This window comes from Pseudomaricurvus sp. ABR4_320, assembly GCF_056159445.1.
In genome coordinates, this window is the sequence record NZ_JBSWVF010000016.1 from 45,675 (window position 1) to 70,094 (window position 24,420).

Below are 24,420 nucleotides of genomic sequence, written 5' to 3' on the forward strand. Positions count from 1 at the left end.
TCTCTTTTTTCAAATTCACTGAGTCGGCAGCCGGATATACCCGCGCTGATCCAGTGTTTTAAAGCCGTGCTTAACCAACAAACGTCCCATCGCTCGCGATGCGAGAATATTGGTTTCCACAACGGTGATTCTGCTTGGTAGACGACCTCTCTTTAAAGCCCAATTCAGTACGTCCAAGCCATTGGATCGTCCCTCCAATTGAAAGGCGATCAGCAGCTCCGTGACACACTCTTCATTGAGAATCCGCTTTACTTGGCGGGCATTGCTGCACGTGATACTCCCTGGAGAATGTATGCCATTTTTTACGGCGAAAACACGCATGGTATTTGTCCTGTCGCGTCACTTGTATCAACGAAAATAACCAAAGAGCGATACTCCTTTGGAATCGTATTCAGTAAACGGTTGCAGTTATGAATGAAAGGGCGTCGAGTTTGGTCGGAGGCAGGGGAGTCGAACCCCTCTATGCCGGATTAAAAGTCCGGTGCTCAACCGCTAAGCCAGCCTCCGTAAAATTGTTCTGGTCTTTAAAAACTCTTGGTTTTTGGCAGGGGTGGAGGGATTCGAAACCTCGTCAACCGGGATCAAAGCCCGGTGCCCGACCACTTGGCTACACCCCAATTTAATATGGTTGAACGGCTGAGATTACACCGAACGGTATCGATACCTTTGTGGTTTTACCCTGAGCCTTGCGAGCTAGGTTGACCACGTATCCACACGACCTGCTGATGCACGATCGTGTCTATCGACATAGCTGCCTTTTTTGAGGTGAGGCGATACACCTGTCGTATGTCGCTATTCCGCCATTCCGTTACCGTCAGCCTTGCGAGCTATAAAGGGTTGCTACCCACCGTGCACTTTCTGACAAATAATCTTCAGGCTTGCGGCCTTCCGATCAGCACCTGTTCTGCCGAAGCAGCAGGGCATTAAGCTATTTTCACAACATACCGAGTACGTCTTTGCGTTTCCGTTGCGGACTGGATTCGAACCAGCGACCACTTGCTTGAAAGGCAAGGGCTCTACCATTGAGCTACCATGTATCTGCTGCGACGAGCGTACTCAGTGGTTTCACCAGCTTTTGGCCGGCAATATGCCACTCGCCACCTGTTCATCCCATGCTGGGGATAGAACGACTTTTCCAGTTTTGGTCATCATCGATACCCAACACTGTCAAGCTGCACAAGGCCGTTCCCTGCCGGGTCCAACTCAGGTGCTACCCTTTGCACTTCGAGAGTCAACACGTTGGTCACACGCTATCCAGCTCCACCTGTTGATTCGCGAGCCTGCATTCCCGGTAAACCGGTGCGTCAGCTCGCTCTGTCGTGTCATGTCGTTCTCACTATCCCTCGCTGCATATGCGAACGAAGGACGAGAGCGCTCGGCTTGCATGGAGTGACCAGTCATTCAGACGATGCTAAATACTGGCGGGGAGGTGCAGAATCTTCCCCTTTCGGCAACTCACGCTGCCTTATCGCGGCCATGCCCGCAATTCATTTTATTTGGTCATTTTCATCAGCCATGCCTTTCCTAATGATGTTCTTCATATCTACGACTGATAAGCAATTTGATGAGCTCTTTTCCAGAGGACAGCATCACCTTCCTTCAAGACAACCAGCAACAACTGCATTTCACGCAGAAAGATTTGCGCGAAGTGTTTGTCGTATTTCACAATCGAGTGACCGTTACTGATTAAATCCGCGAGCTTGATCGTTTTTGCCTTTGAACTCGCTCTGGCCAAATGTTGTCGATCAATTTCTTTGCGTGCCGCACGATTACCATCTATGGGCAGACTAACGTCTGTTAGCATATCCACGAGTCGCGCAACATCCCGGCCAAACGTTGCTAGAATTTCTTCTGAGTCTGTTTGAGTATCCTCAATAACATCGTGAAGATAGGCCGCACACAACATCGCTTTGGTGTGTGGAACCGTTGAAGCAATTTGTGCAACTTCGCGAGGATGAACGATATACGGTTCATTAGTGTAACGTCGGCGCTGATTAATGGCGCCATGCCGTTCTGCGGCGAACCGATAGGCCTTAGCAACGATATCCATAACTTCTCCTCGTAAAAAAGTCATAGGGCTTATTGGCGTTGCCTACACTGCAAACTTGGCATGCCAGGGAAGAGTCGAACTTCCATCTTTCGGTTTTGGAGACCGATGATCTACCGATTGATCTACTGGCATAGTAAAGTGGTGTTCCTGACGAGATTCGAACTCGTGTTACTGGCTTGAAAGGCCAGGGTCTTAACCGCTGGACCACAGGAACATGCTTTAAGGGACCACGGGCCTCTGCCTGAGCAACCGTGGTCGTTTTTCACTGCAACCATTTTGTAAAAAAACTGCACCGTGTTGGTGGGTGCGCACCTTTTTCCAGCCACAAAAAAACCCCAGCTGGATCTCCAACTGGGGTTTTGGAAAAACTAAATCCAGTCGGCCGCAGCCAACCGGTTTTCGGTTGGCTACATCAAATTTTTCTCATTGCTAAAGTCACAGATCTGCGAAGCGAGACAATACAGAGCAGGTGTCTCGACACGCATCTGTGCGCCAAGAAAGGACAAACTCTGTACAGAGATTTGCCATTTTTTTAGAACTAGTTGTTGTCTATCTAAGGGTTTCATAAGGTTTCCAACATTAACTGTTTGCAGGCTTGATGACCTGCGATTGGCGAAAATAATAACGTTTGAATATTTTTCGTCAAGCTTTGTAGGTCTCTGTAATTATTGATATTTACATCGTCATTCTGTTTTTTTAACGCGAAGAAATACCTTTCGCACGCAATCGGCAAAATAAAATCAAAAGGGCTCTGTCACGCAGAAATTGGAGATCCTTTCTGCATGGAACGGTTATTTGCAACAATATTTCTTATTCCAAAATGTTCTTCATTTTTGTCATTTCCTTTCTCAAAAAAACGTCTTCCTGTGCAATTAGTGACCCCGTGAGAGATTAGAATCTCTGACCAACCTTCAACAAGAAACACGTTCGAACCATTGAATAACGCGCTCCAAAATCGGGGCACAAAAAAACCCGGTTAGCGTTAGCCTTCCGGGTTCTTGAGCGTTGTATTCTCAGAGGAAGGCTTGCGCCTTCCTGAAGAGAGGCGCGTTAGCGAGTGCGGGTCTCAAATATCCAGACAATAGAAACCCATCCCGCACTTTGAGCTGGCTTTCTCTGCTGTAGGTCTGAACAAATGGACATCACGTGTCATCTCCGATAAATCAGTGGGCAGTGTATCGATTTTTCAGCGGTCTGGCCAAGATAAATTCAATCTGGTCGTCCGTAGTGAATAGCAATGCATTTACGATAGCGGGTACAGACCTCACATCAAATGTGTTCTCTGCGAAGGTCATTGACGCGGAAGTGGTAGGGCATTGTTGGTCAAGATACGAACTGCCTAATATTCAAATACCGTCAGAATAACCAGCCTTATTGTCTGGATTCTTCCGTGAAAACGTGAAAATGTCATAGAGTAGAGGCGCTAGCAGTAGCAAAATAGGGGTTGGCGTCGCGCTGAAGATGGAATATCCCCCATTTAGGGGAGGAAAGCCGAAATGGATTGTGGGACGCTGTTCGCAAAGAATAATCTTCATTGCAGCACGACAGAGTCAGGAAGACCAACGATTCATCTCGCCGGAGTCCAGTGGACGCCAGCTTGAGGAGGCATTGACCATGAAGCTATCGTCACCCATGACGTCTACAGTATCTCTATTTTTTGTCGGAGTGCTGGCCGCAGCCACTGTTCTGGATTACCAGGACAGTGAGGCGATCTCGGAACAGCTCACAGAATCGCAAAAGCTAATGGCATCCATGCAAGAGAGTGTTACTGCGTTTAATGAAACGATGGGGGAGTTTCAACAACTCGATCAAGCTGTTCATGTCCTGCAGCAGGAGCTTCAGGCAGTCAAAGCTGACCGAAATACCTCTCTGGGCAGGCAGCAGACGGCTGGGGCGACAGACATCAATGCGCCAGAAGACTCAATTTCTGTCCATGTTGATTCAACAGAGGAGGTCGCTCGCGACAATACCAATGAGCAAATCGCCGCCTGTCGCGCTGAGGCGTCGAACGACTTTTTGACCGATGAACGCGACGATCACTGGGCTGTAGAACACGAGAATCTGCTCAGCACTGATGGGTTTGAACTCGATAGCGCCGACAGTGAAGGTGTTGCGGTGCAGGACGTCGAGTGTCGCAGTCATACCTGTCGTGTGGTGATGTCATTAGAAAAGTCGGCGATGCCTGACCCTGAAAGGATCGTCTCCAGCCGGATTAGTGCATCTTTGCCAAACGCAGTATGGGATGCGCCGCGTGGTGATACGGTTACCGTGTATTTGAGTGCTGATAGAAGTTAGGGAACCTCTGATTCATTACCTGCGTTGCCATTATGTTCTGGTGGTTTTTTAACCGGCACCTTCTGCCCCAGTGCCCCAGTGCCCCTGTGTGATACAACCTGTCACTCATATCACGAAGAATTCAGATCAGACGCCAACTCCCCCCTAAATGATCGCTTTGATATAACACGGCCGATTTTGAACATCCGCCAATTTATAGCGACCGCAGCGATCATTCTCATTCAACCCAGATAGACGACGTCTGCTCACAGAAAATATCCGTAAAATCCGCGCAGTGCGGGTTGGGTGAATGACGGCTAAACATGGTGAATTCTCGAGGCGATGGTAGCATGTTAGGCTATATTTGCGATTACCCGCAGAGCGGCCCAATCTCTCTGCGACCAACACAATAGATCCAGCGACAGAATGCTGACCAACCCAAAGGATTTACAATGACGGATGCTTTACTCCCTTATGTCGAGGTGGATACTGGTGCCAACCCTCAAGCCTGTGTGGTTTGGCTGCATGGATTGGGAGACTCTGGTCATGGTTTTGCTCCCATTGTTCCCGAGCTGAAAGTGCAACCGACGCTGCCGATTAAGTTTCTCTTTCCCCATGCACCTGAACGGCCGGTGACGGTGAACGGCGGTATGCGGATGCGTGCCTGGTATGACATCAAAAGCTTTGATCTGGATAACCGTGCCGATGAGACAGGGGTTATTGAATCTGCAACGGCCGTAGAACAGCTACTCAACTACCAAATAGAAAAGGGGATTCCAGCTAATAAAATCGTTCTGGCAGGATTTTCTCAAGGTGGGGTCATTGCGTTGCATTTAGGCACGCGCATTGAAAAAGAGCTTGCGGGGATTATGGCGCTTTCAACCTATATGTGTGTTCCGCAAAAGTTGAGCAGCGAAGCCTCCGATACCAATAAAAAAACGCCCATTCTTATGGCACACGGTACTCACGATAACGTAGTACCCATTTCTCTCGGAAAAATGGCATGCGATGCTCTGATTGCCAACGGTTTTGCTGTGACCTGGTCAGATTATCCGATGGAGCATAACATCTGTATGGAAGAAATTGAGGCCATTCGCCAATGGCTGCAACAGGTGCTGGGATAGCTGCACGAGCAATTTCTACCATCGAAGTTAGCGACAGTTCGCTCTTATTTTCTTCTTCGATTTCACGCTGCGTAAATTCCTCTAAACGGGGGATGCGTAATATTGAATCATAAGTTAGTTTTCTCTACGAAAACGGAAAGATTGATAAACATAAGATCTATAACTTTATGGTTCTTCGAACGCGCATTCCTTGCTGGTATCGCGTTCATTAAACCTGTCTTACTTTTACACTTAAAAACCCGGAGGTTGGAGATGAGCGAAAGTAAGTATATTGTCTTGAAAGCAAATCAGCGGTTAGTTCCCACCATGGATAATCTCGGCGTGAGAAGAGGGCCGTTTATGTCTTCTTCCTCATCACCGATGGGGGAGGAATTTGAACTCGATGAAGTCGAGCTGACGCCAAAAGAGAGCCGGGATTTACGAAGAGATCCTCGGGTTCGCGCCATCGCACCACCGATGCCTCTCACCTTGATTGAACCGGTCGATTTTGAAGCCTCGGATGTCGATACTAGCGCAACAGCAACCTGGGGTATCAATGCCGTTAAAGCCAATGAAAGTAGTTTCGATGGCTCGGGTATTACTGTCGCGGTTTTAGACACAGGAATTGATCCGTCTCATCCTGCGTTTGCTGGCGTGTCGTTAATGCAGAGAAATTTTACGACTGAGGCAGATAACGATCTCCACGGGCATGGTACTCACTGTGCCGGTACGATTTTCGGTCGCGATGTGGAAGGCACGAGAATCGGCGTTGCGCGAGGTATTGAGCGCGCGCTGATCGGCAAAGTACTCGGTGAAGGTGGCGGTTCTTCCGCCACGATTGCGCAAGCGATTCAATGGGCGATTTCAGAAGGGGCCAACGTTATTTCCATGTCCCTAGGCATTGATTTCCCCGGCTATGTGAATTTTATGGTTGAGAATTATGGTTACGAGATTCAACCAGCCACATCCATCGCGCTAGAAGGCTATCGTCAAAACATTAATTTGTTTACAGAGCTGGCGAGTTATGTGGAGGCCCAAGGTGCCTTTGGTGAAGGCTGTATTCTGGTGGCGGCGGCTGGCAATGAAAGCAACCGCCCGGATTATGAAATCGCCGTCGCGCCACCCGCCGCAGGAACTGGCGTAATTTCGGTAGGTGCAGTGCGAGAGATTGGCGGAGGCTTCGAAGTCGCCTACTTCTCCAACAATCAGGTGGACATTTCTGCCCCCGGTGTCGGTATCGTTTCCGCGGCGGCAGGCGGTGGTCTGACTGCAATGTCGGGCACCAGTATGGCGACGCCGCATGTTGCTGGAGTGGCGGCCCTGTGGGCACAACGTCAGCGTCAGATGACGGGTAATATTGAGAGTCCTTCTCTGATATCACAGATTATTGCGAGTGGCCGCCTGGATGGCTTCCATTCAGAAACTGAAGAGGAGGACGTCGGTACGGGTATGGTTCAGTCGCCGATGATCTAAGGATACAGAAAGACTCGATGTGGTGTCTTGAGAACTGCTGTCCTGTGGTGGGAGGGTTGGACAGCAGTTCCCATTCATGAAGAATATGAACTGACGAAGAAAACTGAGTCAGTTAGGCGACGACGACCTCAATTGGGCCATGATCATCGCAGTGATCACCGTGGGGATGATGTAAATGGCCATTCACCAGGTAGTCGATATGGTCGCCGTGGGGGACTGCCTCATGGCCACAGCCTGGACCGTGTACGTGACCGTCTTCATGGCCACCGCATTGATGTGATGGCGTACAGGCATCGGGATTTTCAGTGCTGACGCTAATAACGTGCTCATCAATATGGTCGTCGTGTGGGTGGTGCAAGTGGCCATCGTGCAAATAGTCGATATGCCCCTCGTGTTTGATGGCGGTATGGCCACAGTTGGAGCCGTGTTCGTGTGGATGTTCCCCGTGATGTGTTGCTGTGCAATTGGTCATTTTTGAAACCTCTCTGTTCATTTGTCTATATATGTTCGTTGGCATGCTCAAGTGCATTGGCGATGAGCTGGAGCACGTGATCATCGGCGATTGAGTAAATCACTGATTGCCCCTGGCGCCGACGTGTTACTAAGCGCGCTTGCAACAATACTTTTAAACGTGCTGATACTGTGCCTGTGCGTTCGTCTAACCGTTCAGTTAAATCCCCCACGCTATTGGGGCCTTGTGCCAGTGTTACCAAGATTTTCAATCGAGGGGCATCGGCAAGCGCCTGGAAGATTGTGGCAGCTTCTGTCAGCTGTAAAGTGTCGTATTGGTAATCCATATTTACAAAGGCTGCTAGTCCCTCATCCAATTTTCTAACGAACTATAGAATATTAGATCTATGGAAGATCGTCGTCAAGAGGGAATTTATCTTTTGTCGATACTGAAGGGATATATTCTTATCGCTTTTAGGAAGCGCGCTTTCAGCCAACTGGGTTGGTTGGACAAAAAGAGTGACACCGGTTTTCTTAAGCGTTGGCGGGGATTCAGCCCGAGCACAAAGTACAGGAGGAGCTTGGTTTTCCCTATGAAATGCTGTGCCTCACCGAGAGCTAAGCTGCTGAGCCGCTTCCTTGGCAAAATACGTTAATATGCCGCTGGCACCGGCGCGCTTGATACAGTACAGCGATTCCAGGATCACGGCGTTGCTCACAATACCTTGGTCGATTGCCATTTTGTGCATACTGTATTCGCCGCTCACCTGATAGACAAAAGTCGGCACTCCAAAGTTATCCTTGACTCTACGGACAATATCCAGATAGGGCAGGCCGGGCTTGACCATGACCATATCGGCACCTTCCGACAAATCCAATGCAATTTCGTGTAACGCCTCGTCACTGTTTGCCGGGTCCATTTGATAATTCAGTTTATTGCTCTTGCCCAAGTTCGTAGCGGATCCAACCGCGTCTCGAAACGGGCCATAATAAGCAGAGGCGTATTTGGCAGAATAAGCCAGGATCTGGACATTGGAGAGATCAGCCTTGTCCAATTCTCTGCGAATGGTTCCTACGCGGCCATCCATCATGTCGGAGGGCGCAATGACGTCGGCACCCGCTTCGGCGTTGGCAAGCGCTTGTCGGCAGAGCGCTGTTACAGTTTCATCGTTCAACACATTACCGGTATCGTCGATGATGCCGTCTTGCCCATGTTTGGTATAGGGATCGAGTGCTCCGTCACATATGATCCCCATTTCGGGGAATCGCTCTTTGATCGCTTTGACGGAGCGGGGCACCAGCCCTGTAGGATTCCATGCCTCATCGCCGTTAGGTGTTTTTAATTGGTTTTCAACGTTAGGAAATAGAGCAATAGCAGGTACACCTAAGGTTAGCAGTTCTTCTACCTCTCTCAGCAGTAAGTCAATTGATAATCGATTGATGCCTGGCATGGTGGCAACCGAATGGCATTGATTTTTACCATCAACCACAAAGACCGGCAGTATGAGATCACCAGGTGTCAACTCGTTCTCACGAACCAGCCTTCGTGAAAAGTCACTGTAACGATTGCGCCGCATCCGAGTCGTTGGAAACTGCCGATTAACAAATACTGTTTGCATAGCGCTTATGTCCCTTCTGTTGTCACTGCATACTCACTGGCATGTAAGCTGCAATGGTAACACGGTGTATTCCTTTGTTTCAGCTGGATGGTTTGTAATGACTGCCGCTCAAACGATCGGAAGCTTCCGCCAAATAAAACCATTCTTGATTAACTTGCGCAGTAGGGTTGGGAAAGACAATCCAGCCATCTTTTTCTGCAGTTATCTCAGTGCCATCCCGGCGGTAGGCAATGATTTGGCCTCGCTGAACCTTTGCAAAGCTTTCCCAGTCGCCGTTAAAGCGATCTTCTTCATGCAACCGATCTATCACTCGATATAAGCGAATTACTTCGGCAAGTTCACTGGGTGGCGGTGGTGAAAGGGCAACCATTTTTAAATGCGCCAATGTCCGTTTGACGGCTGAGTATGCAACCTCGGAGGCTTGAGGTTCTTGGTGCTGGCCACATTCGAGAGTTATACCGATACCGCCGTAGCGGCGCATGGTTTCCGTGGTTCCTACACCATAGTCGACGCTGGCATCTGCGCCCCGTGCCTGGCGATCTTTAACGCCCTGCGCGTAGGTTTCCAACCAGCCTTCGACAAAGCGTTGCACACCCAAGCACATCGCCAATGCTTCTTCTGCTTCCGCTTTTGCAAAGGGCTCGATAACGTCAATATTGTTGCAGGGACCAAACAGGGCGAAGGGTTTTCCGGAGGTATGAAAAGAGTGTAAATCGAGCAATACATCGTGCTGTTCAAGCAACGGGCAGAGAACATTGGCAATCTTATCCTCGAAATCATGTGGAATCTCCGTCACGCGCATATTACGATTAAGATTACGATCGCCCTGGCGACGTTGCAGTTGATACGCCAGTGGATTGGTAATTGGAATGAGCGTCAGAGTGCCGCACATTAACGTGAGAGAGCCGGCTTCAAGTTCCTCTATGATCCGTCGTAGTGCGTGAGTGCCACAGGTTTCATTCCCGTGTACTGCCCCTAAAATGAGTAGTTTGGGACCGGGCGTTAAGCCAATAAATTGATGAATGTTCAAAGAACTGATGACATCAGTAGTAGGCATATCAACCTCAAAAAAATGGCTCGGTCATATTGCAAGAAATTTGCGATTGGTCTGTTCCAACAGCTGTTTTTCGAAACATTTGTATCACAATTAAAGTGTACGTGGTATTTGCGATGAATGGTGATGGACGATGGGTTTGGGACTACCCATATCCATAACATAGCTAAAACGGGCTTCGAAATTCAGCAATTCTCCGTCGACACCGAAGCGCCAATTGTAGATACCCGCCAAGCTAAAAATCTGTGGAGTGAGTTCTTGAATTATCACCGTCTTTTCATGCAGAGCGATACTCAACTCTGGACGACTTCCCAGCGTTTCAAAATAGTTGCGCAGTTTCTCAGGTGTATTCAGTATCCGGTTTGAAAAAGTGGGAATCAAGACAGCGTGAGAATCGTAAAGATCAAGTATTCTATCCGCATCAGCGTCATTTACAGCTGACATCCATTTGTCCAGAACTTCGCGAGGGTTATGTTGAGCCATTGGATTTGCCTTTATACGTCATTCGATGTTTTAAAAAGTACACTGACTGTCCACCAGAGCGCTGGCGTGAACGCATTATTAAGAGGAGCAGCTATAGTGTGATACGCCACCGGCAGTAAAGTACTTTTCCGGTTTTAGTCGATAATATTTTTCCTCGACATCTTCAGATTGTTCGTCGTAAGGACGACTGAGCACGTTTTGTAGCTCTTTGGTGAGGGTGTAGTCGCCGCACCTCGCTTGCTGATAGGCAGGGACAACTAACCATTCACGCCATGAGTATTTTGGGTTCGTTCGCTTCATTTTGTTGGAAACCGTCGATAGATCGTCGCTGGTCGTTGTTACAAGGTCACGCCATTGATTAAGCCAAGATCGCCACCGCTCATCCAGCTCCAGGGTTGTCATCACGTAAAAGCTCTTTTTTATTGCAGATATGTCATCGGGTATATGAGACAGCTCACGAAAAAATATCGTGTAATCAACCCCTGAGACAGTCATCAGCTCTTGCAATTGTTGGAATAATCTTGGCTCAAAGAATTCCAAGCCAAGTTTTGCAGCCCACATGGTTTCTGTTTGATTTTGCATCTCAGCTGCGAAATCGATACGTACTTGATCGAACTGCTCCAAGGCGCCAGTGTTGATATCTTTATCATTCAGCAGAAGTGGTCGCAGGGCGGTCCAAAACATATGAAAGTTTGCTTCTGCTGCGGTAGGTTGATTCAAAAAAGAAAAATGTTTACCGCCGCCTGTCCATGGTTGAAACTCAGTATCGAAGATTTCACAAAAACCGAAGGGCCCATAATCCAGTGTAAAACCTCCTGCTGCACAGTTATCACTGTTAAAGTTCCCTTGGCAATACCCTACACGAAGCCAATTGGCCACTAAAGAGATCAACCGTTGACGAAACAGAGTCGCCAAGGCAATCAGTTGGTCCGCAAAGGAAGTTTGTTGATCAATATCGTTTTTGTATTCCCTTTCAATCACATGCGCGACGATCATGCGTAGCTCGTTAAACGCTTGATCGTGAGTATTGTTGCGTACGCGGCGTGCAAATAATTCCAATTGCCCAACCCGCAAAAAAGAGGGCGCTACGCGGGTAGAGATCGCCACCGGATTGTCGATCATAATATCGGGATTAATAGAACAGGTGTCTTGGGAATACCAAGGGCGGCTTGCGGTTTCCGTTTTTGAGACAAATAACGTAAAAGACCGTGAGGTAGGTATCCCCAAGGCATGCATGTGCTCTTGGGCAAGAAACTCGCGCACACTGGAACGCAGCACAGCGCGTCCATCAGCTCCACGGCAATAAGGTGTTTGGCCGCCGCCTTTTAACTGTATCTCCCACCGCTGACCATTGACCACGACTTCAGCCACAGAAATTGCACGACCATCGCCATACCCGTTGCCCGTACCAAACGGGCACTGTAGAGTGTATTCAGTCCCATAAATTGAAAGGGCGTAACCCGTCGCCCATCCCACTGGTCGCATAGGAGATCGAGTATCCGTAAGATCACCACAAAAAATTCGACGAAAATTGTCGTCGCAGACCAGAGCATCATTCATCCCCAGTTCTTTAAAAAAAGTATGGCTATGCGTGATGTATTCTGGATCCGGCAACGCGGTGGGTCTTACTGGCACATAGTGGCCAGAATTTACTTGGCGGGGTAGGTGATCAACACCTTGGTCATTTGCGTCAGGATCAGCTTTTAAGTGATCCATAAGAGAATAGTCTGCCAAACCTACAAAATCATCAAAGGTATTGATGGACGCTTCGGGATTAGATGGAGATGGAAGAGTCATGGCTAAAACCTATTTCCCTTGGGCGCTCAATAGGGCTTCGATGTCATCCATCACGGCGTCCATGCGATCAATGACAGCATTGTAAGGGGCCGGGGTGGTCATATCGAGCCCGGCGTTTTTTAAAATGTCGACCGGGTAATCGGATCCACCGGCTTTAAGGAAATTAAGATAGTTTTCACGAGCGGCATCGCCCCCGGTTTTTATCTGATCGACAAAATAGGCAGCACCGGCGATGGAGGTCGCATATTGGTAGACGTAAAAATTGTAATAAAAATGTGGGATATAGGCCCATTCGATCATATCGCGCTCAGTAATGGTCATCACGCCTTGATCATGACCGTGATAGCGCTTAAGTATCTCACCATAGATTTCTGTCATGCGAGCACCGGTTAACGCTTTGCCTTGCTCCACTTCTTCATGGATGGCCAACTCAAATTCAGAAAACATGACTTGGCGAAAAAACGTTCCACGCATTTGCTCCAGGGTATAGCCGAGATAAAACAAGCGTTCATTGATATCGGTAGCTTGTTCCAACATATGTTCTTGCAAGAGCAGTTCATTCGCAATAGCGGCGATTTCGGTTGTGAAAATTGAGAAATCGGCAAGTTCAAATGGCTGGTTTCCATTGGTCAGAATCTGATGCATCCCATGGCCCCACTCGTGAGCATAGGTTGACGCATCATTGTAAGTATCCTGGTGATTTAGCAGAATAAGCGGGTGTACATCGTATGCAGATCCAGACATATAGGCGCCTGAACGCTTTCCCGGTTGGGGATAGACATGCATCCAACGCTCAAGCGTTGCTTTTGAAAAAATGTCTGAATATTCTTCCCCCAAAATTTGGGTTGCAGCTAATACATGCTGTCGAGTTTTGTCGATGGGAAAGGTGAGGTCTGTCTCGACCAAATGCGGGTAGATGTCGTGATAACCGAGATCCTCAATGCCCAGCATCCGTGCGCGTAACTTGAAATATCGGTGCAGTACATCAATTCGATCATTGGTCACTTGTACCAGGGTTCGATAGACTTTCTCGGGAATGTTATCCTCAGATAAGAAGTACTGCAGTGTATTATCGTAATGGCGAGCTGTTGCGGCAGCGACATTTGCCTGAACTTCACCGTTTAAGGTCGCTCCAAAGGTTCCCTCAAAATCTTTATATCTACCCCAAAAAGCATCAAAAACGGCAATCCTATCCTCACGGTTCGGGTCTGCGCGATGCAGAGCGTAACCCGCATTCGTGAGGTGAACCTCGCTTCCATCACTCAAGGTAATTCGAGGCCAGTCGATTTCCGCATTGGCTAAAAGGTCACGGGCTCCCTGCGATGCTGATAATGCCGACCCCATAAGGGAAAGAGCTTTTTCTGTTTCCGGCGAAAGAACATGATCGCCTTGTCGTAACGTATTCCTGAGATATAGAGCGTGTTTGGCAAGCCCCGGATCTTCATTAATGTATTTTTCGATGCGGCGCTCACCCAAGGCAACCAACTCAGGTGCCAAATAACTTTGCGCTGCACTTGCCTCTTGCGATAGCGCTTGAAGTCGCCCAACCATGGCTTGTCCTTCAGCATCACCCAAATTGGTATTGCGAATGTTAGATGCGTAAGTCCATGCCCGCATTAGATCTTTGGAAAACGCAGACTGGGAGTCCAGTGCCTTCAAGAGAGTTTCAGCATTGCGGCCAAGTTGACCTTCGTACTTTTTGAGGCTTTCAATATCGCCACGCAGGCGCTCAAGCTCTGCCTCCCAATCGGATTTTGTAGGGTAGAAGGGGGTCAAATCCCAAATGTATGCTTTATCAATGGTGGGTTCTGCCTCCTGTGCCAGAGCTGGCCCAACGAAAATAAGCATCGCCAGTAGGCTGCACCACAATAGATTTGTAGCGCTATAGGTAACATTGTCTTTTGTCATCATATTCTCTATGTAAAAGGGCAGGGTGCAAATCTATGCCATTGTGTTTTACGTCGCTGACGTTCGATCACTATTTGCAGGGTCTTTACTATAAAATTGTTGGGTTCGGTGAATCGCCATAAACGATCTTGGGATCGAAGGTTTTTTCAGTCTCCACATAACCAATTTCGCCTGTTTTTATCTCAATACTGCGGTAAAAGCAGCTGCGATAGCCCACATGGCAACTGGCTGGATCACTGTGAGTGCCAGCTGCCAATGCAACGCGCAGCCACACCGCGTCTTGGTCGTCATCGATGCGCATCTCGACCACCCGCTGAATCAAGCCGCTGGTTGCTCCTTTGTGCCACAGTACTTGGCGGCTGCGACTCCAATAGTGAGCTTCACCGGTCAGGATGGTTTTTGCCAAGGCGTCGCGGTTCATATAACCCAGCATCAACACGTCGCCGTTCGAAGCGTCGGTTGTAACACACGCTATTAGCCCATCTTGATCGAATTTGGGTGCTAAATCCTGCCCCTCTTCAACCTGTTCTATGGAAGTGCGCTGCGCGAAGGTAATTTTTTCCGTGATAGCGGACGTTGGTGTCTTAGCGCCGTTGTTCATCGAATGTCTCCGTATTGATCAATCCAGTGTGTTTTATATTCCATCTGGTTAATAAGTTAATGGCAGGGGGTTTCCAAAAAGTGAATCGCTTTACCTTGCGGCTGTCCTATCAAGACTTCATCCCGGACCACAGTTTGGCCCCGAACGACAGTGTGTATTGGCCAACCGGTAACGCTCATACCGTCGTAAGGGGTCCACCCACTGCGGCTTGCAATCCAATCATTGAGAATGATTCGCCTGGCAGAAAGATCGACGAGGGTGATGTCGGCGTCATACCCCAATGCAAGGCGTCCCTTGCCTTCAATTCCGAAAATGCGCGCTGGGCCAGAGCTGGTAAGATCGACTAAACGCTGCAAACTCAACCTGCCAGAGTGAATATGATTTAGCATAATCGGCAGCAACGTCTGCACGCCGGTCATGCCACTCGGAGACTTGGGATAGGGATTGGCTTTTTCTTCACGTGTGTGAGGCGCGTGGTCACTGCCGATAACATCTACAACACCCTCGCGAATCGCTTTCCATAGGGCTTCTTGATGGGGCAGTTCCCGGATTGGTGGATTCATTTGAGCAAAGCTGCCAAGCCGTTCATAACAGTCTGGAGCGTGTAGCGTTAAGTGATGAGGTGTAGTTTCTACGGTGACTCGTCGTTTGTGCAGAGCCAAAAACGCCATTTCTTCTGCAGATGTTACGTGCAAAACATGTATCCGTCGGCCAGCTTCTGCAGCCAAAGCAAGTATTCGGCGAGTGGCTTTAAAGGCGCTTTCAACGTCGCGCCAATGTGGGTGGTCGCAGACGTTTCCGCTTCTATCGACCAGTGCTTTGCGCCCTCTTAGACGAGCTTCGTCTTCAGCGTGTACTGCCAAGCGCCGATGACCATTGCGTAAGATGCGTCGTAAAACATCGTCTTCTTCAGCCAGTAAATCGCCAAAAGAGCTTCCCATAAAGACTTTAACACCGGCGCAACCAGGCAAGGTTTCTAGGGTTTGCAAGTGATCAACGTTGGCCTTGGAACCGCCAATATAAAACGCATAATCGCACCAGGCGCGCCCCTTGGCTGCATCCATTTTGGACTGCAAATCTGTTTCCCACAGCGTGAGTGGATTGGTGTTAGGCATCTCAAAGACAGTCGTGACGCCCCCCAATACGGCGCCTCTCGTTCCCGCTTCTATGTCTTCCTTGTGGGTTAAACCTGGCTCTCGAAAATGAACCTGACTATCAATCACCCCGGGTAATATATGTAAACCGCTAGCCCTAAGCGTGTGCGTTGCATGCCATGTATTGCGTAGATTGCCAAGCGCCGAGATGACTCCATCGGTACAGGCAATATCAATAACCTCTGTACCATTAGGCGTGACAACACTTCCACCGCAAATCAAAAGATCTGCGTGGCGATGCTCGTGGGCGGTTGGGGCTGAGTGACTCATCGGGTGTTACTGTGGAGGCGTTTCTGCAGTGCGGACTGGGCCTTGTGACGGGCGACTGCATCCGGCGTTTGCACACCGCCCAAGAGTTTTTCCACGACTTTCTCCAAAGGCAATGCACCCAAGTCCTCGCCCTCTCGGCTACGCAGGGTGACAGTCCCCTGGCTTTTTTCTCGAGATCCGACCACGAGTAAAAAGGGAACTTTCGACAAGGTATGCTCACGAATTTTGTAACCGATTTTTTCATTGCGAAGATCAGTCTCTACACGTATTCCAACGCCGCTAAGCAACCGTGCAACGTCCTGAGCGTAGATTGTCTGATCATCGGTAATGGTCAGTACGACAGCCTGTACCGGCGTCAACCAGGCGGGCAGTTTACCGGCATAATGCTCAATTAAAATGCCGGTAAATCGTTCGAGGGAACCAAACAGAGCACGATGCAGCAATACTGGGCGCTTGCGCTGCCCATCTTCGTCGATATACTCAATGCCAAAGCGTTCAGGCAAATTCATATCCACTTGCAACGTTCCACACTGCCAATCTCGGCCAATAGTGTCGCGCAGTACAAACTCCAGTTTCGGACCGTAAAACGCTCCTTCACCTGGATTGAGTTGGTATTCCAGCGTTAACTCTTCAAGAGATCGAGTCAGTGCGCTCTCCAGTAGATCCCAGGTCGCGTCATCGCCTATACGGTTTTCAGGGCGCGTCGAAAGCTTAATGTGGACGTCCTCAAATCCAAACTGTCGGTAGATGTCCAGGACAAGCGCAATCACCTCGCGGCATTCGCCGTTCATCTCTTGCGGGGTGCAATAGATGTGAGCATCATCCTGTGTAAAGTGTCGCACGCGCATCAATCCGTGCAACGCGCCGGAAGGTTCGTAGCGGTGTACTTTACCGAACTCCGCCATACGAATAGGCAGGTCGCGATAACTCTTCAGGCCGTGGCGGTATAACAGTACACTGCCGGGGCAGCTCATTGGTTTTAACGCCAGGTGACGATCATCTTCTGTTACCGTAGTAAACATATTGTCTCGATAATTTTGCCAGTGCCCTGATATTTCCCACAAACTACGATCCATGACATCGGGTGTATTAACTTCAATATAACCGGTCTCTTGTTGCCGTCGACGCATATAGCTGATGAGTTCCTGAAGCAGCGTCCAGCCCTTGGGGTGCCAGAATACAGCACCGGGTGCCTGGTCGTGGAAGTGAAAGAGGTCTAGCACGCGACCAATTTTACGATGATCTCTTTTTTCGGCTTCTTCAATTAGTTTCAGATAAGCCTTTAACCCCTTTTTGTCCGCCCAGGCCGTTCCATAGATACGCTGTAACTGTTCGTTACTGGCGTCACCACGCCAATAAGCGCCGGCAATTTTGGTTAGCGTAAAGTGTTTAAGAAATCGTGTATTCGGAACATGAGGGCCGCGACACATATCCACATATTCTTCGTGGAAGTAAACACCCAACTCCTGTTGTTCGGGCATATCATCGATCAGTCGTAATTTGTACTCTTCGTTACGACTTCGGAAAATGGCGATCACTTGGTCACGGGACATAACACGCTTGGTAACATCGTAGTGTTTGGCGATGAGTTCATGCATACGCTGTTCTATTGCCTTCATGTCGTCAAGCGTGAAGGGGCGTTCGTAGGCGATATCGTAGTAAAAGCCGTTTTCAATGACGGGACCAATAACCATTTTAGCGGCAGGGTAGAGCTGTTTAACCGCATGCCCCACCAAATGTGCACAAGAGTGTCGGATAATTTCCAAACCTTCCGGGCTTTTGGGCGTGATAACCTCGACAGTTGCATCCTGAGAAATGGGATCTACGGCATCCACCAACTTACCGTTCACATTTCCTGCCAGGGTATTTTTTGCTAAGCCTGGCCCGATTTGATTGGCAATTTCGTAAACGGATGTCGGACGTGAAAAATATCGACGCGACCCATCGGGAAGTGTCACAGTAATTTTGGAAGGATTTTGTGCTTTAGATGGCGTTGTCATATTCGTGATATTCGTTTGACGATTAGATATTTAAACAGAAAGGCATCTCTCAAAATTAACATTTTGAGATCTTCTCGCGTCATTGGTGAAATCATTCAGTTCCGCCTCGTCATGATCGGAAAATCACAATCTTTAGAGGTTTATCGTTGTCGATAAACGTCTTTTGACATTACACAGTCGATTTTGCTTGCTCAAACCAACGCAGCGTTTTTAATCTTTGTTGATCACCGTAGAGTTCAACAAATTTTCGCGTCATATAATCTCGTGAGTCGTTGAGTGCTGCGATACGAGCCTCAATGTAGTCCAGAGTTAATGGCTGCTCACACTGAACGGTAATGCAATGGTGCCATTGATCATAGGTTTCTGGTATGAACAACGTTTGCATCGTTTTAATATCCTTTTTTGTTGATTGTGATTCACCCTGTTCACTCATCCGGCAGGTATATCAGTTCGCGCGGAACAGGTCTTTAATGGGTTCTATAAGGTGTTTACCACCGTTGGCGTTAAGCGCATAAACCCCTCGGCATACTCAATATTTCGTGATGCAGTAATACCGATATTGCGCTTAGCTTGCACGCCGCGTTGCTGGGCGACGCGGGTGTAGTAATGCCACAAATGCTCCTGTCCTGCCATGCATTCAATGGCGCGACGTTTTGTTTCCCATACGTCTGTAATGTCAAGGAATGTGTTAGGTTCCCAACCACATTGCTCTGTTTGGTGCGGCTCAAACGCGTAAACGGGAGGTGCCCCTAGAATTTTTTGTCCCGGATTGTGGCCTTCTGCCTGCGCAATAATGCGAGCCTCTTGTGTTATATGCATCGCGAGAGGGTGGTCAAAGTTATATGGGTCTTTTAAAGAATGACTTAACACAAATTCCGGCTGCACAGCACGGTACAAATCCACCAGTCGCATCAATGTGTCGTCGTTTACGCGCATAGGATAGTCACCTATATCCCAGAACTCGACATCGGCTCCAAGGATATCGGCAGCACGCTGTGCTTCTTCACGACGGCCTGCTTTTACTTTTTCAAGAGTCATTCCGGATTGGCGCCAAAGTTTGGCTGACTCACCGCGTTCGCCGTAGGACAGACACACAATTTTTACGTGCCAGCCCATACTGGCATGGTGTGCGATTGCACCGCCGGCTCGCCAAACGAAGTCTGCAGAATGAGCACTGACGACGAGGGCGGATCGAGCTTGTGACATGAAAATCTCCTTGAAACTTATTAGGCTGTAAACACTATTGGTCTTTGTAAGAGGGGAACTGCTCAACCGGTTTGAACATCGGCACTTTTTGCCCGCTTGTACTGGCGACAAAGATTGCCTGCACGGCTTGGCCGATGTATACCGACTTTGTATCGCACATGGTTATATTACTGAGCACCGTGGGGCCTTCTTCTAGTGTGATGTAGGCAATGCAGTGTGTAACCGTTTGACGGGTCAAAATGCTGAACGAATACACAATTCCAGCACCGCTTGCTTCTATCCAATCTGTTTCCGAAAGTCCGGTGAACGGGCTATGGGTACGAGGAGGAAAAAAAGCTTTGCCCGTGCGTAAACAGCGCTTTAATAGCAACCGGTTTTCGTTGGCTGCGTCCCAAAAGGCTTTGGTTTCTGTGTTGACTTCTGGGGCAGTGATACGGTGTGGGTCAGTCATGTCATATTCTCTCCAGTATCATAGTGGCGCTTCCATGCCGAGCTCCGAGCTGGCCACCGGTACCGTGAACGAGCGCTAGCCCACAGTTGTGAATCTGCACCTCAGGGCGAGCTTCGCCACGGAGCTGCCGCACCGCTTCAATCATTTTGGTCATGCCGCCACGATTCCCAGGGTGGTTGCTGCAAAGGCCTCCGCCGTCAGTGTTAATTGGCAGGCGCCCATTACCGGCAATCAAATTTCCATCCGCAACAAACTTACCGCCCTGGCCGCGATCACAGAAGCCAAGGTTTTCCAATTGAATTAGAACGGTGATTGTGAAGCTGTCATAGAGAGAGGCGTATTGAATGTCCGCAGGTGTTACCCCTGCTTGTGTAAAGGCTTCTGCGCCAGATTTCATCGCACCGGATTCGAGGATATCGAAATAGCCACCGTTGAGATGTTTGACGGTGTATCCTGCGCCTGTGGGTGAGATTAGTGGACGCTTCAGTGACCGCGCTATCTCCGGATGCGCTACGATTAGTGCCCCGCCGCCGTCGCTGATCACACAGCAATCCAGGCGGTGTAGCGGAGTGGACACGATCGGTGAATCCAGAACATCCTGTACGCTAACCCGTTTGCGCAATACGGCATTCGGATTGTGCTGGGCATGGTGTGATGCCGCGACCTTTATCCAGGCAAGCTGTTCGGATGTGGTACCGTGTTCGTACATATGTCTCATCGCACACATGCCGTACATGTTGGTAACTACCGGACCATAGGGAAGTTCGAAAGGTGACTCTGGTGCCGTTTGAAGCTGATTGCGGTGGCTACTTTCGGGAGTTTGCTTCTCAGCCCGGGGGCGCCCGGCCTGAGTGATCAATGCAACCCGGCATTTTCCCGCCTCGATGGCCTGAACTGCATGACCGACTTGGTTTATGTAGGCCGAACCCCAGCTCTCGGTCGTGTCTAGGTGCCGTAAATTGAGGCCGAGGTATTCTATGATCGAGAAGGGACCGACCCCCGGTGCTTCCCAACCAGGGACGTCGCCCGCACAAAAATATCCGTCCACGTCAGAGAGTGATAGCCCTGAGTCTGCCAGTGCGCCTGCAGCAACATCTGCATGTAACTGGGCGAGAGGTATGTCGATAGCATGTCGAGTTGGGTGCTCATAGGCGCCAACGATAAAGGCTTTTCCTTTAAGACTATCCATTAAGCTTCCCCAATTTTATCTTTATATAATTGATATCAATGATTTAGTCTTTGCACTGCGTTAATAGATGGCAGCAAGCTGTCGTGATTATATTTAGAGCAAAGGATTACCTTTATCGGGCAGGCACTGCCCAGGCCACTGCATCGTGAGCATGGAGGCTTTCTAGGTGCCTAACGTGAACACACGAGTTGCTATAATCGCTTTCTAACGCAGCTTGTAGCCGACGCGTCGCATCTTCTACGAACATGAGATTTTGACCGTTCAGTGCCGCGAAAGCCTGCTCATCGGCGCGCTTAACGGCGGTTTGAACCGGTGTTCCAACGGCCTGCTCTATGCGTTCAATCAATGCCAGCATGCCTAAAGAGAGGGCATTGCTGTCGACATCAACAGCAATATCTGCCTCACTGCGTTGGCTGTGTGGCGTGGCCAAAGTAGCGTGTTGGCGTAACCAATCCGCGACCTCGTTAGCATCAATTTGCTCCTGACCCGCGAACGACTGCAAAAAGCCTTGTTCAACAAGTTGTCGAGTCAAAGCTGCGGAGCAAGGGCAGGTGGAAGAGTAGGGCACGGTGATTGTTAGTCGCAGGGAAAATGTTTCTTGAATCAATGCAGCATCTAGTCTCACGGAGTAAGATTTCCAACCGGCGAGGCTTTCACTCACAAGAGCAGGCCGTTGCGCGAGCAAGTCGAAGTACAATTTAATTCTGGCGTTGCGACTGTCACAATCTTGGTGGCTAGCGACCATAGCTTGAAGGGCGTGCTTCAGTCGCCTTGGAGACAGGGAATGTTCTTCGTCTATTTCATCTAACAGACGGTGAAGACGGGACATATGAATGCCTTTCACATTCGGTGCCGGTAGATCGACCTGGACATCGGCACGTGCATGCAACTGACGTTGATACCCCGGTTCTTGGATCTTTATTGGTAGGTCGATACCTTGCATTCCGACCCACTCCAGGGGGCTCGACGCCGGTACAACTTCGGTGGTGGAAACATCAGGTAAAACGGCATTCATGACGCAGAGAATCCTTAATTGTATTGGGGATTGGTGTATGTGGGCATGTCAGTGTCGACGCAAGTGTTTTTCGAACGTCTCCTGTCGCTCTTTCGCTTCGAAGCTGAGTGTGGCTGTCGGTCGTAAGAGCAATCGCGCCAGACCTATAGGCTCGCCGGTCTCCTCACACCAACCATATTCACCACGTATCAATAGATCGAGAGCATAATCAATTTTATCCAGCAGTCTTTTTTCGCGCTCCAAAAGACGCAAATGTGCCTGTCGCTGTTCTTCCGTACTACCAGCATCTGCAAGGTCACTGCTGCGTTCATATTTGCGAAGCTCGTCAAATTCCTCATCGATACGAGCTTGCAATTCAAGTCGTTGTCGCAAGAGGCGTTCGTGAAAGAACGCTCTCTGCTGATCGTTCATGTATGCATCTGTCGGCTGCTGAAGCAGTTCTTCCTCAGTCATAGGAGCGCACCTCTGGACGTTGACAAATGATCAGTTCCAACCAGGGAACGGGTTGTTCCAGACTGTCCATCCCTCTGGGCCCAACGCCATTTCGCTATCGGTCAGTAAACAGGCGTCAAACCGCGCACTCAGAGCATCTTCATCCATATCCATTCCGATCAGGACCAATTCTTGTCGAGCATCGCCGACATCATCATCCCATTTTGAAAGTATGTAAGTGACGGATTCCTGATCCTTTGGCCATCGGTGCGTTGGCACTGATGCCCACCAATAACCTCCCGGTCCATGCCGCGCGACCGCACCTGCCTGAGACCAGGAACCGGCCAGGGTAGGGTTGGTTGCGAGCCAGAAATACCCTTTGGATCGGACCACGCCGGGCCATTCGCTTTCAACCAAGTCGAAAAACCGCTGCGGATGAAACGGGCGGCGGGCCTTGTAGACAAAATTGCTGATACCGTATTCCTCGGTCTCAGGCGTGTGCGTTCCACGCAGCTCTTGCAACCAACCTGGGGCGCGTGACGCTTCGTCAAAATCAAACAAACCAGTCCCCATGACTCGATCAAAGGGCACCTTACCGAATTCGGCGATCTCAATACGCGCTCGGGGGTTGAGACTTTTGAGAATCGCCATGAGTCGATCCCGCTCTTCATCAGTAATCAAGTCTGTCTTATTAAGAACGATCACATCACAGAATTCGATTTGTTCAATCAGTAGATCAACGACAGTGCGCTGATCCTCTTCTCCTAACGATTCACCACGAGCCTGTAAACTGTCTCGTGAGCTGTAGTCGCGCAAAAAATTAAAGGAATCGACCACGGTAACCATCGTGTCGAGCTGCGCAATTTCATTCAGACTGCGGCCGTCTTCCCCCTCAAACGTAAAGGTCTCAGCAACCGGCAGTGGTTCCGAGATGCCCGTAGATTCGATGACGAGTTGATCAAATTTTCCATCCTGAGCGAGGCGGTTAACTTCGATCAGCAAGTCTTCACGTAACGTGCAACATATACAGCCATTACTCATTTCAACCAATTTTTCGTCGGTGCGCGACAACTCGGCACCACCTTCACGAACAAGATCGGCGTCGATGTTGATTTCTGACATATCGTTGACAATAACGGCGACTCGACGACCTTCCCGATTGTTGAGGATATGGTTGAGTAGTGTCGTCTTGCCCGCACCAAGAAAACCGGATAAGACGGTGACGGGTAAACTCTTGACCTGATGTTGATGTGTAACGGAAGCCTTGGTATTCATAGTCAAACTCTTGATATGTTTGAAGTTATTGTTTGTTCTCAGCGTCGGTTTGCTGAGTGCAGTTACAACACTGGCCATGGATCTCAATCACAGCACTTTCTACTACAAACGCATTTTGTTCAGCCCATCGCCTTAAGCCGAGGTCGTCGACCGGAAACTCATCGGTATGACCACAGGAGTCACATATGGCAAAAGCCGAGAAACCCGCTTTACAGTCACCGGGGTGTGAACACGTTACATAGGCGTTCAATGTCTCCACCCGATGCACTAGGCCTCGCTCCATCAATCTGTCTAAAGCACGATAAACCTGTGCGGGAGCGGAAAACCCCGGCTTACGCAACTTTTCCAGCAGTGCATAGGCACTGAGAGGACTATCCGCCTGTTGCATTGCCGCGAGAACGTATTGCTGGTTAACAGTCAATTCCATTGGAATACCTGTCGTTACTTTGGGCTAGACGACTTAATGTTATGTTATAATATAACATTAAAGGTTTACGCATCAACACTTCTTTATTCGACACGAGGCTACTGCGGAGACTGCAGACGTCTCCTAGAACTCGGAGACCTGATCCTCTGGTATATGTTTTTCGAAGTCAGCTCGAATAGGATAATGACG

At 49.3% G+C, this 24,420-nt stretch carries 23 protein-coding genes and 3 tRNA genes; 3 read left to right on the forward strand and 23 right to left on the reverse strand.

All coding sequences use genetic code 11. From position 1 onward, the window contains the following. Positions 1-15: 15 nt before the first annotated feature. The 5 genes from ACXAFR_RS22320 to ACXAFR_RS22340 form a co-directional block, all read right to left on the reverse strand. Complete coding sequence (locus ACXAFR_RS22320; RefSeq protein WP_475181140.1) at positions 16-321, reverse strand: hypothetical protein; 306 nt, start codon at positions 319-321, stop codon at positions 16-18. A gap of 111 nt (positions 322-432) precedes the next feature. After that, positions 433-507, reverse strand: a tRNA-Lys gene (locus ACXAFR_RS22325). A gap of 1,036 nt (positions 508-1,543) precedes the next feature. After that, positions 1,544-2,050 (reverse strand): HD domain-containing protein, encoded by a 507-nt coding sequence (locus tag ACXAFR_RS22330; RefSeq protein WP_475181142.1) that lies wholly within the window; start codon positions 2,048-2,050, stop codon positions 1,544-1,546. Positions 2,051-2,106: 56 nt separating this feature from the next. Next, positions 2,107-2,182, reverse strand: a tRNA-Trp gene (locus ACXAFR_RS22335). Between the two features lie 7 nt (positions 2,183-2,189). Further along, positions 2,190-2,264: transfer RNA gene (locus ACXAFR_RS22340), tRNA-Glu, on the reverse strand. Positions 2,265-3,664: 1,400 nt separating this feature from the next. On the opposite strand from ACXAFR_RS22340, the gene ACXAFR_RS22345 reads away from it, so the two are divergent. The 3 genes from ACXAFR_RS22345 (at position 3,665) to ACXAFR_RS22355 (ending at position 6,900) form a co-directional block, all read left to right on the forward strand. Further along, positions 3,665-4,345 (forward strand): hypothetical protein, encoded by a 681-nt coding sequence (locus tag ACXAFR_RS22345; RefSeq protein WP_475181144.1) that lies wholly within the window; start codon positions 3,665-3,667, stop codon positions 4,343-4,345. 431 nt (positions 4,346-4,776) lie between these two features. Then, positions 4,777-5,448 (forward strand): alpha/beta hydrolase, encoded by a 672-nt coding sequence (locus tag ACXAFR_RS22350; protein ID WP_475181146.1) that lies wholly within the window; start codon positions 4,777-4,779, stop codon positions 5,446-5,448. Positions 5,449-5,700: 252 nt separating this feature from the next. After that, the gene (locus ACXAFR_RS22355) at positions 5,701-6,900 is read left to right on the forward strand and encodes a S8 family peptidase (RefSeq protein ID WP_475181148.1); all 1,200 of its coding nucleotides are present in this window, start codon (positions 5,701-5,703) and stop codon (positions 6,898-6,900) included. Positions 6,901-7,012: 112 nt separating this feature from the next. Here the strand turns inward: ACXAFR_RS22355 and ACXAFR_RS22360 are convergent, their stop codons facing one another. The 18 genes from ACXAFR_RS22360 to ACXAFR_RS22445 all read right to left on the reverse strand — a co-directional run bounded on the left by ACXAFR_RS22360 (position 7,013) and on the right by ACXAFR_RS22445 (position 24,231). Beyond that, positions 7,013-7,372: a hypothetical protein gene (locus tag ACXAFR_RS22360; protein ID WP_475181150.1), complete on the reverse strand. Its 360-nt coding sequence runs from the start codon at positions 7,370-7,372 to the stop codon at positions 7,013-7,015. Positions 7,373-7,397: 25 nt separating this feature from the next. Beyond that, positions 7,398-7,697: an ArsR/SmtB family transcription factor gene (locus ACXAFR_RS22365; protein WP_475181151.1), complete on the reverse strand. Its 300-nt coding sequence runs from the start codon at positions 7,695-7,697 to the stop codon at positions 7,398-7,400. A 261-nt stretch (positions 7,698-7,958) separates the two neighbouring features. Next, on the reverse strand, positions 7,959-8,969 hold the full coding sequence (hemB, locus tag ACXAFR_RS22370; protein WP_475181153.1) for a porphobilinogen synthase: 1,011 nt from the start codon (positions 8,967-8,969) through the stop codon (positions 7,959-7,961). 79 nt (positions 8,970-9,048) lie between these two features. Further along, the gene (locus ACXAFR_RS22375) at positions 9,049-10,026 is read right to left on the reverse strand and encodes a M14 family metallopeptidase (protein ID WP_475181155.1); all 978 of its coding nucleotides are present in this window, start codon (positions 10,024-10,026) and stop codon (positions 9,049-9,051) included. A gap of 90 nt (positions 10,027-10,116) precedes the next feature. Next, positions 10,117-10,506 (reverse strand): nuclear transport factor 2 family protein, encoded by a 390-nt coding sequence (locus tag ACXAFR_RS22380; protein ID WP_475181157.1) that lies wholly within the window; start codon positions 10,504-10,506, stop codon positions 10,117-10,119. A gap of 78 nt (positions 10,507-10,584) precedes the next feature. Continuing rightward, complete coding sequence (locus ACXAFR_RS22385) at positions 10,585-12,303, reverse strand: protein adenylyltransferase SelO family protein (RefSeq protein ID WP_475181158.1); 1,719 nt, start codon at positions 12,301-12,303, stop codon at positions 10,585-10,587. A gap of 9 nt (positions 12,304-12,312) precedes the next feature. Further along, on the reverse strand, positions 12,313-14,211 hold the full coding sequence (gene pepF / locus ACXAFR_RS22390; protein ID WP_475181160.1) for an oligoendopeptidase F: 1,899 nt from the start codon (positions 14,209-14,211) through the stop codon (positions 12,313-12,315). Positions 14,212-14,299: 88 nt separating this feature from the next. After that, a complete protein-coding gene (hisI, locus tag ACXAFR_RS22395; RefSeq protein ID WP_475181162.1) occupies positions 14,300-14,812 on the reverse strand; it encodes a phosphoribosyl-AMP cyclohydrolase in 513 nt (170 codons plus the stop codon). 56 nt (positions 14,813-14,868) lie between these two features. Further along, positions 14,869-16,236 (reverse strand): dihydroorotase, encoded by a 1,368-nt coding sequence (locus tag ACXAFR_RS22400; protein WP_475181165.1) that lies wholly within the window; start codon positions 16,234-16,236, stop codon positions 14,869-14,871. Next, positions 16,233-18,236 (reverse strand): threonine--tRNA ligase, encoded by a 2,004-nt coding sequence (gene thrS / locus ACXAFR_RS22405; RefSeq protein WP_475181167.1) that lies wholly within the window; start codon positions 18,234-18,236, stop codon positions 16,233-16,235. The genes ACXAFR_RS22400 and thrS overlap by 4 nt, the downstream gene beginning before the upstream one ends. Before the next feature lie 169 nt (positions 18,237-18,405). Then, positions 18,406-18,621: a hypothetical protein gene (locus ACXAFR_RS22410; RefSeq protein ID WP_475181169.1), complete on the reverse strand. Its 216-nt coding sequence runs from the start codon at positions 18,619-18,621 to the stop codon at positions 18,406-18,408. 92 nt (positions 18,622-18,713) lie between these two features. After that, positions 18,714-19,442, reverse strand: coding sequence for a PIG-L deacetylase family protein (locus tag ACXAFR_RS22415; protein ID WP_475181174.1), 729 nt, complete (start codon positions 19,440-19,442; stop codon positions 18,714-18,716). 34 nt (positions 19,443-19,476) lie between these two features. Then, on the reverse strand, positions 19,477-19,893 hold the full coding sequence (locus tag ACXAFR_RS22420; protein WP_475181177.1) for a Zn-ribbon domain-containing OB-fold protein: 417 nt from the start codon (positions 19,891-19,893) through the stop codon (positions 19,477-19,479). Position 19,894: 1 nt separating this feature from the next. Beyond that, a complete protein-coding gene (locus tag ACXAFR_RS22425; RefSeq protein WP_475181180.1) occupies positions 19,895-21,082 on the reverse strand; it encodes a thiolase domain-containing protein in 1,188 nt (395 codons plus the stop codon). A 112-nt stretch (positions 21,083-21,194) separates the two neighbouring features. Next, positions 21,195-22,097 (reverse strand): GTP cyclohydrolase FolE2, encoded by a 903-nt coding sequence (gene folE2 / locus ACXAFR_RS22430; RefSeq protein WP_475181182.1) that lies wholly within the window; start codon positions 22,095-22,097, stop codon positions 21,195-21,197. Between the two features lie 48 nt (positions 22,098-22,145). Next, complete coding sequence (locus tag ACXAFR_RS22435; protein ID WP_475181184.1) at positions 22,146-22,550, reverse strand: TraR/DksA C4-type zinc finger protein; 405 nt, start codon at positions 22,548-22,550, stop codon at positions 22,146-22,148. A gap of 30 nt (positions 22,551-22,580) precedes the next feature. Beyond that, positions 22,581-23,804 (reverse strand): zinc metallochaperone GTPase ZigA, encoded by a 1,224-nt coding sequence (gene zigA / locus ACXAFR_RS22440; protein ID WP_475181187.1) that lies wholly within the window; start codon positions 23,802-23,804, stop codon positions 22,581-22,583. A gap of 25 nt (positions 23,805-23,829) precedes the next feature. Beyond that, complete coding sequence (locus ACXAFR_RS22445) at positions 23,830-24,231, reverse strand: Fur family transcriptional regulator (RefSeq protein WP_475181190.1); 402 nt, start codon at positions 24,229-24,231, stop codon at positions 23,830-23,832. Positions 24,232-24,420: the final 189 nt, after the last annotated feature.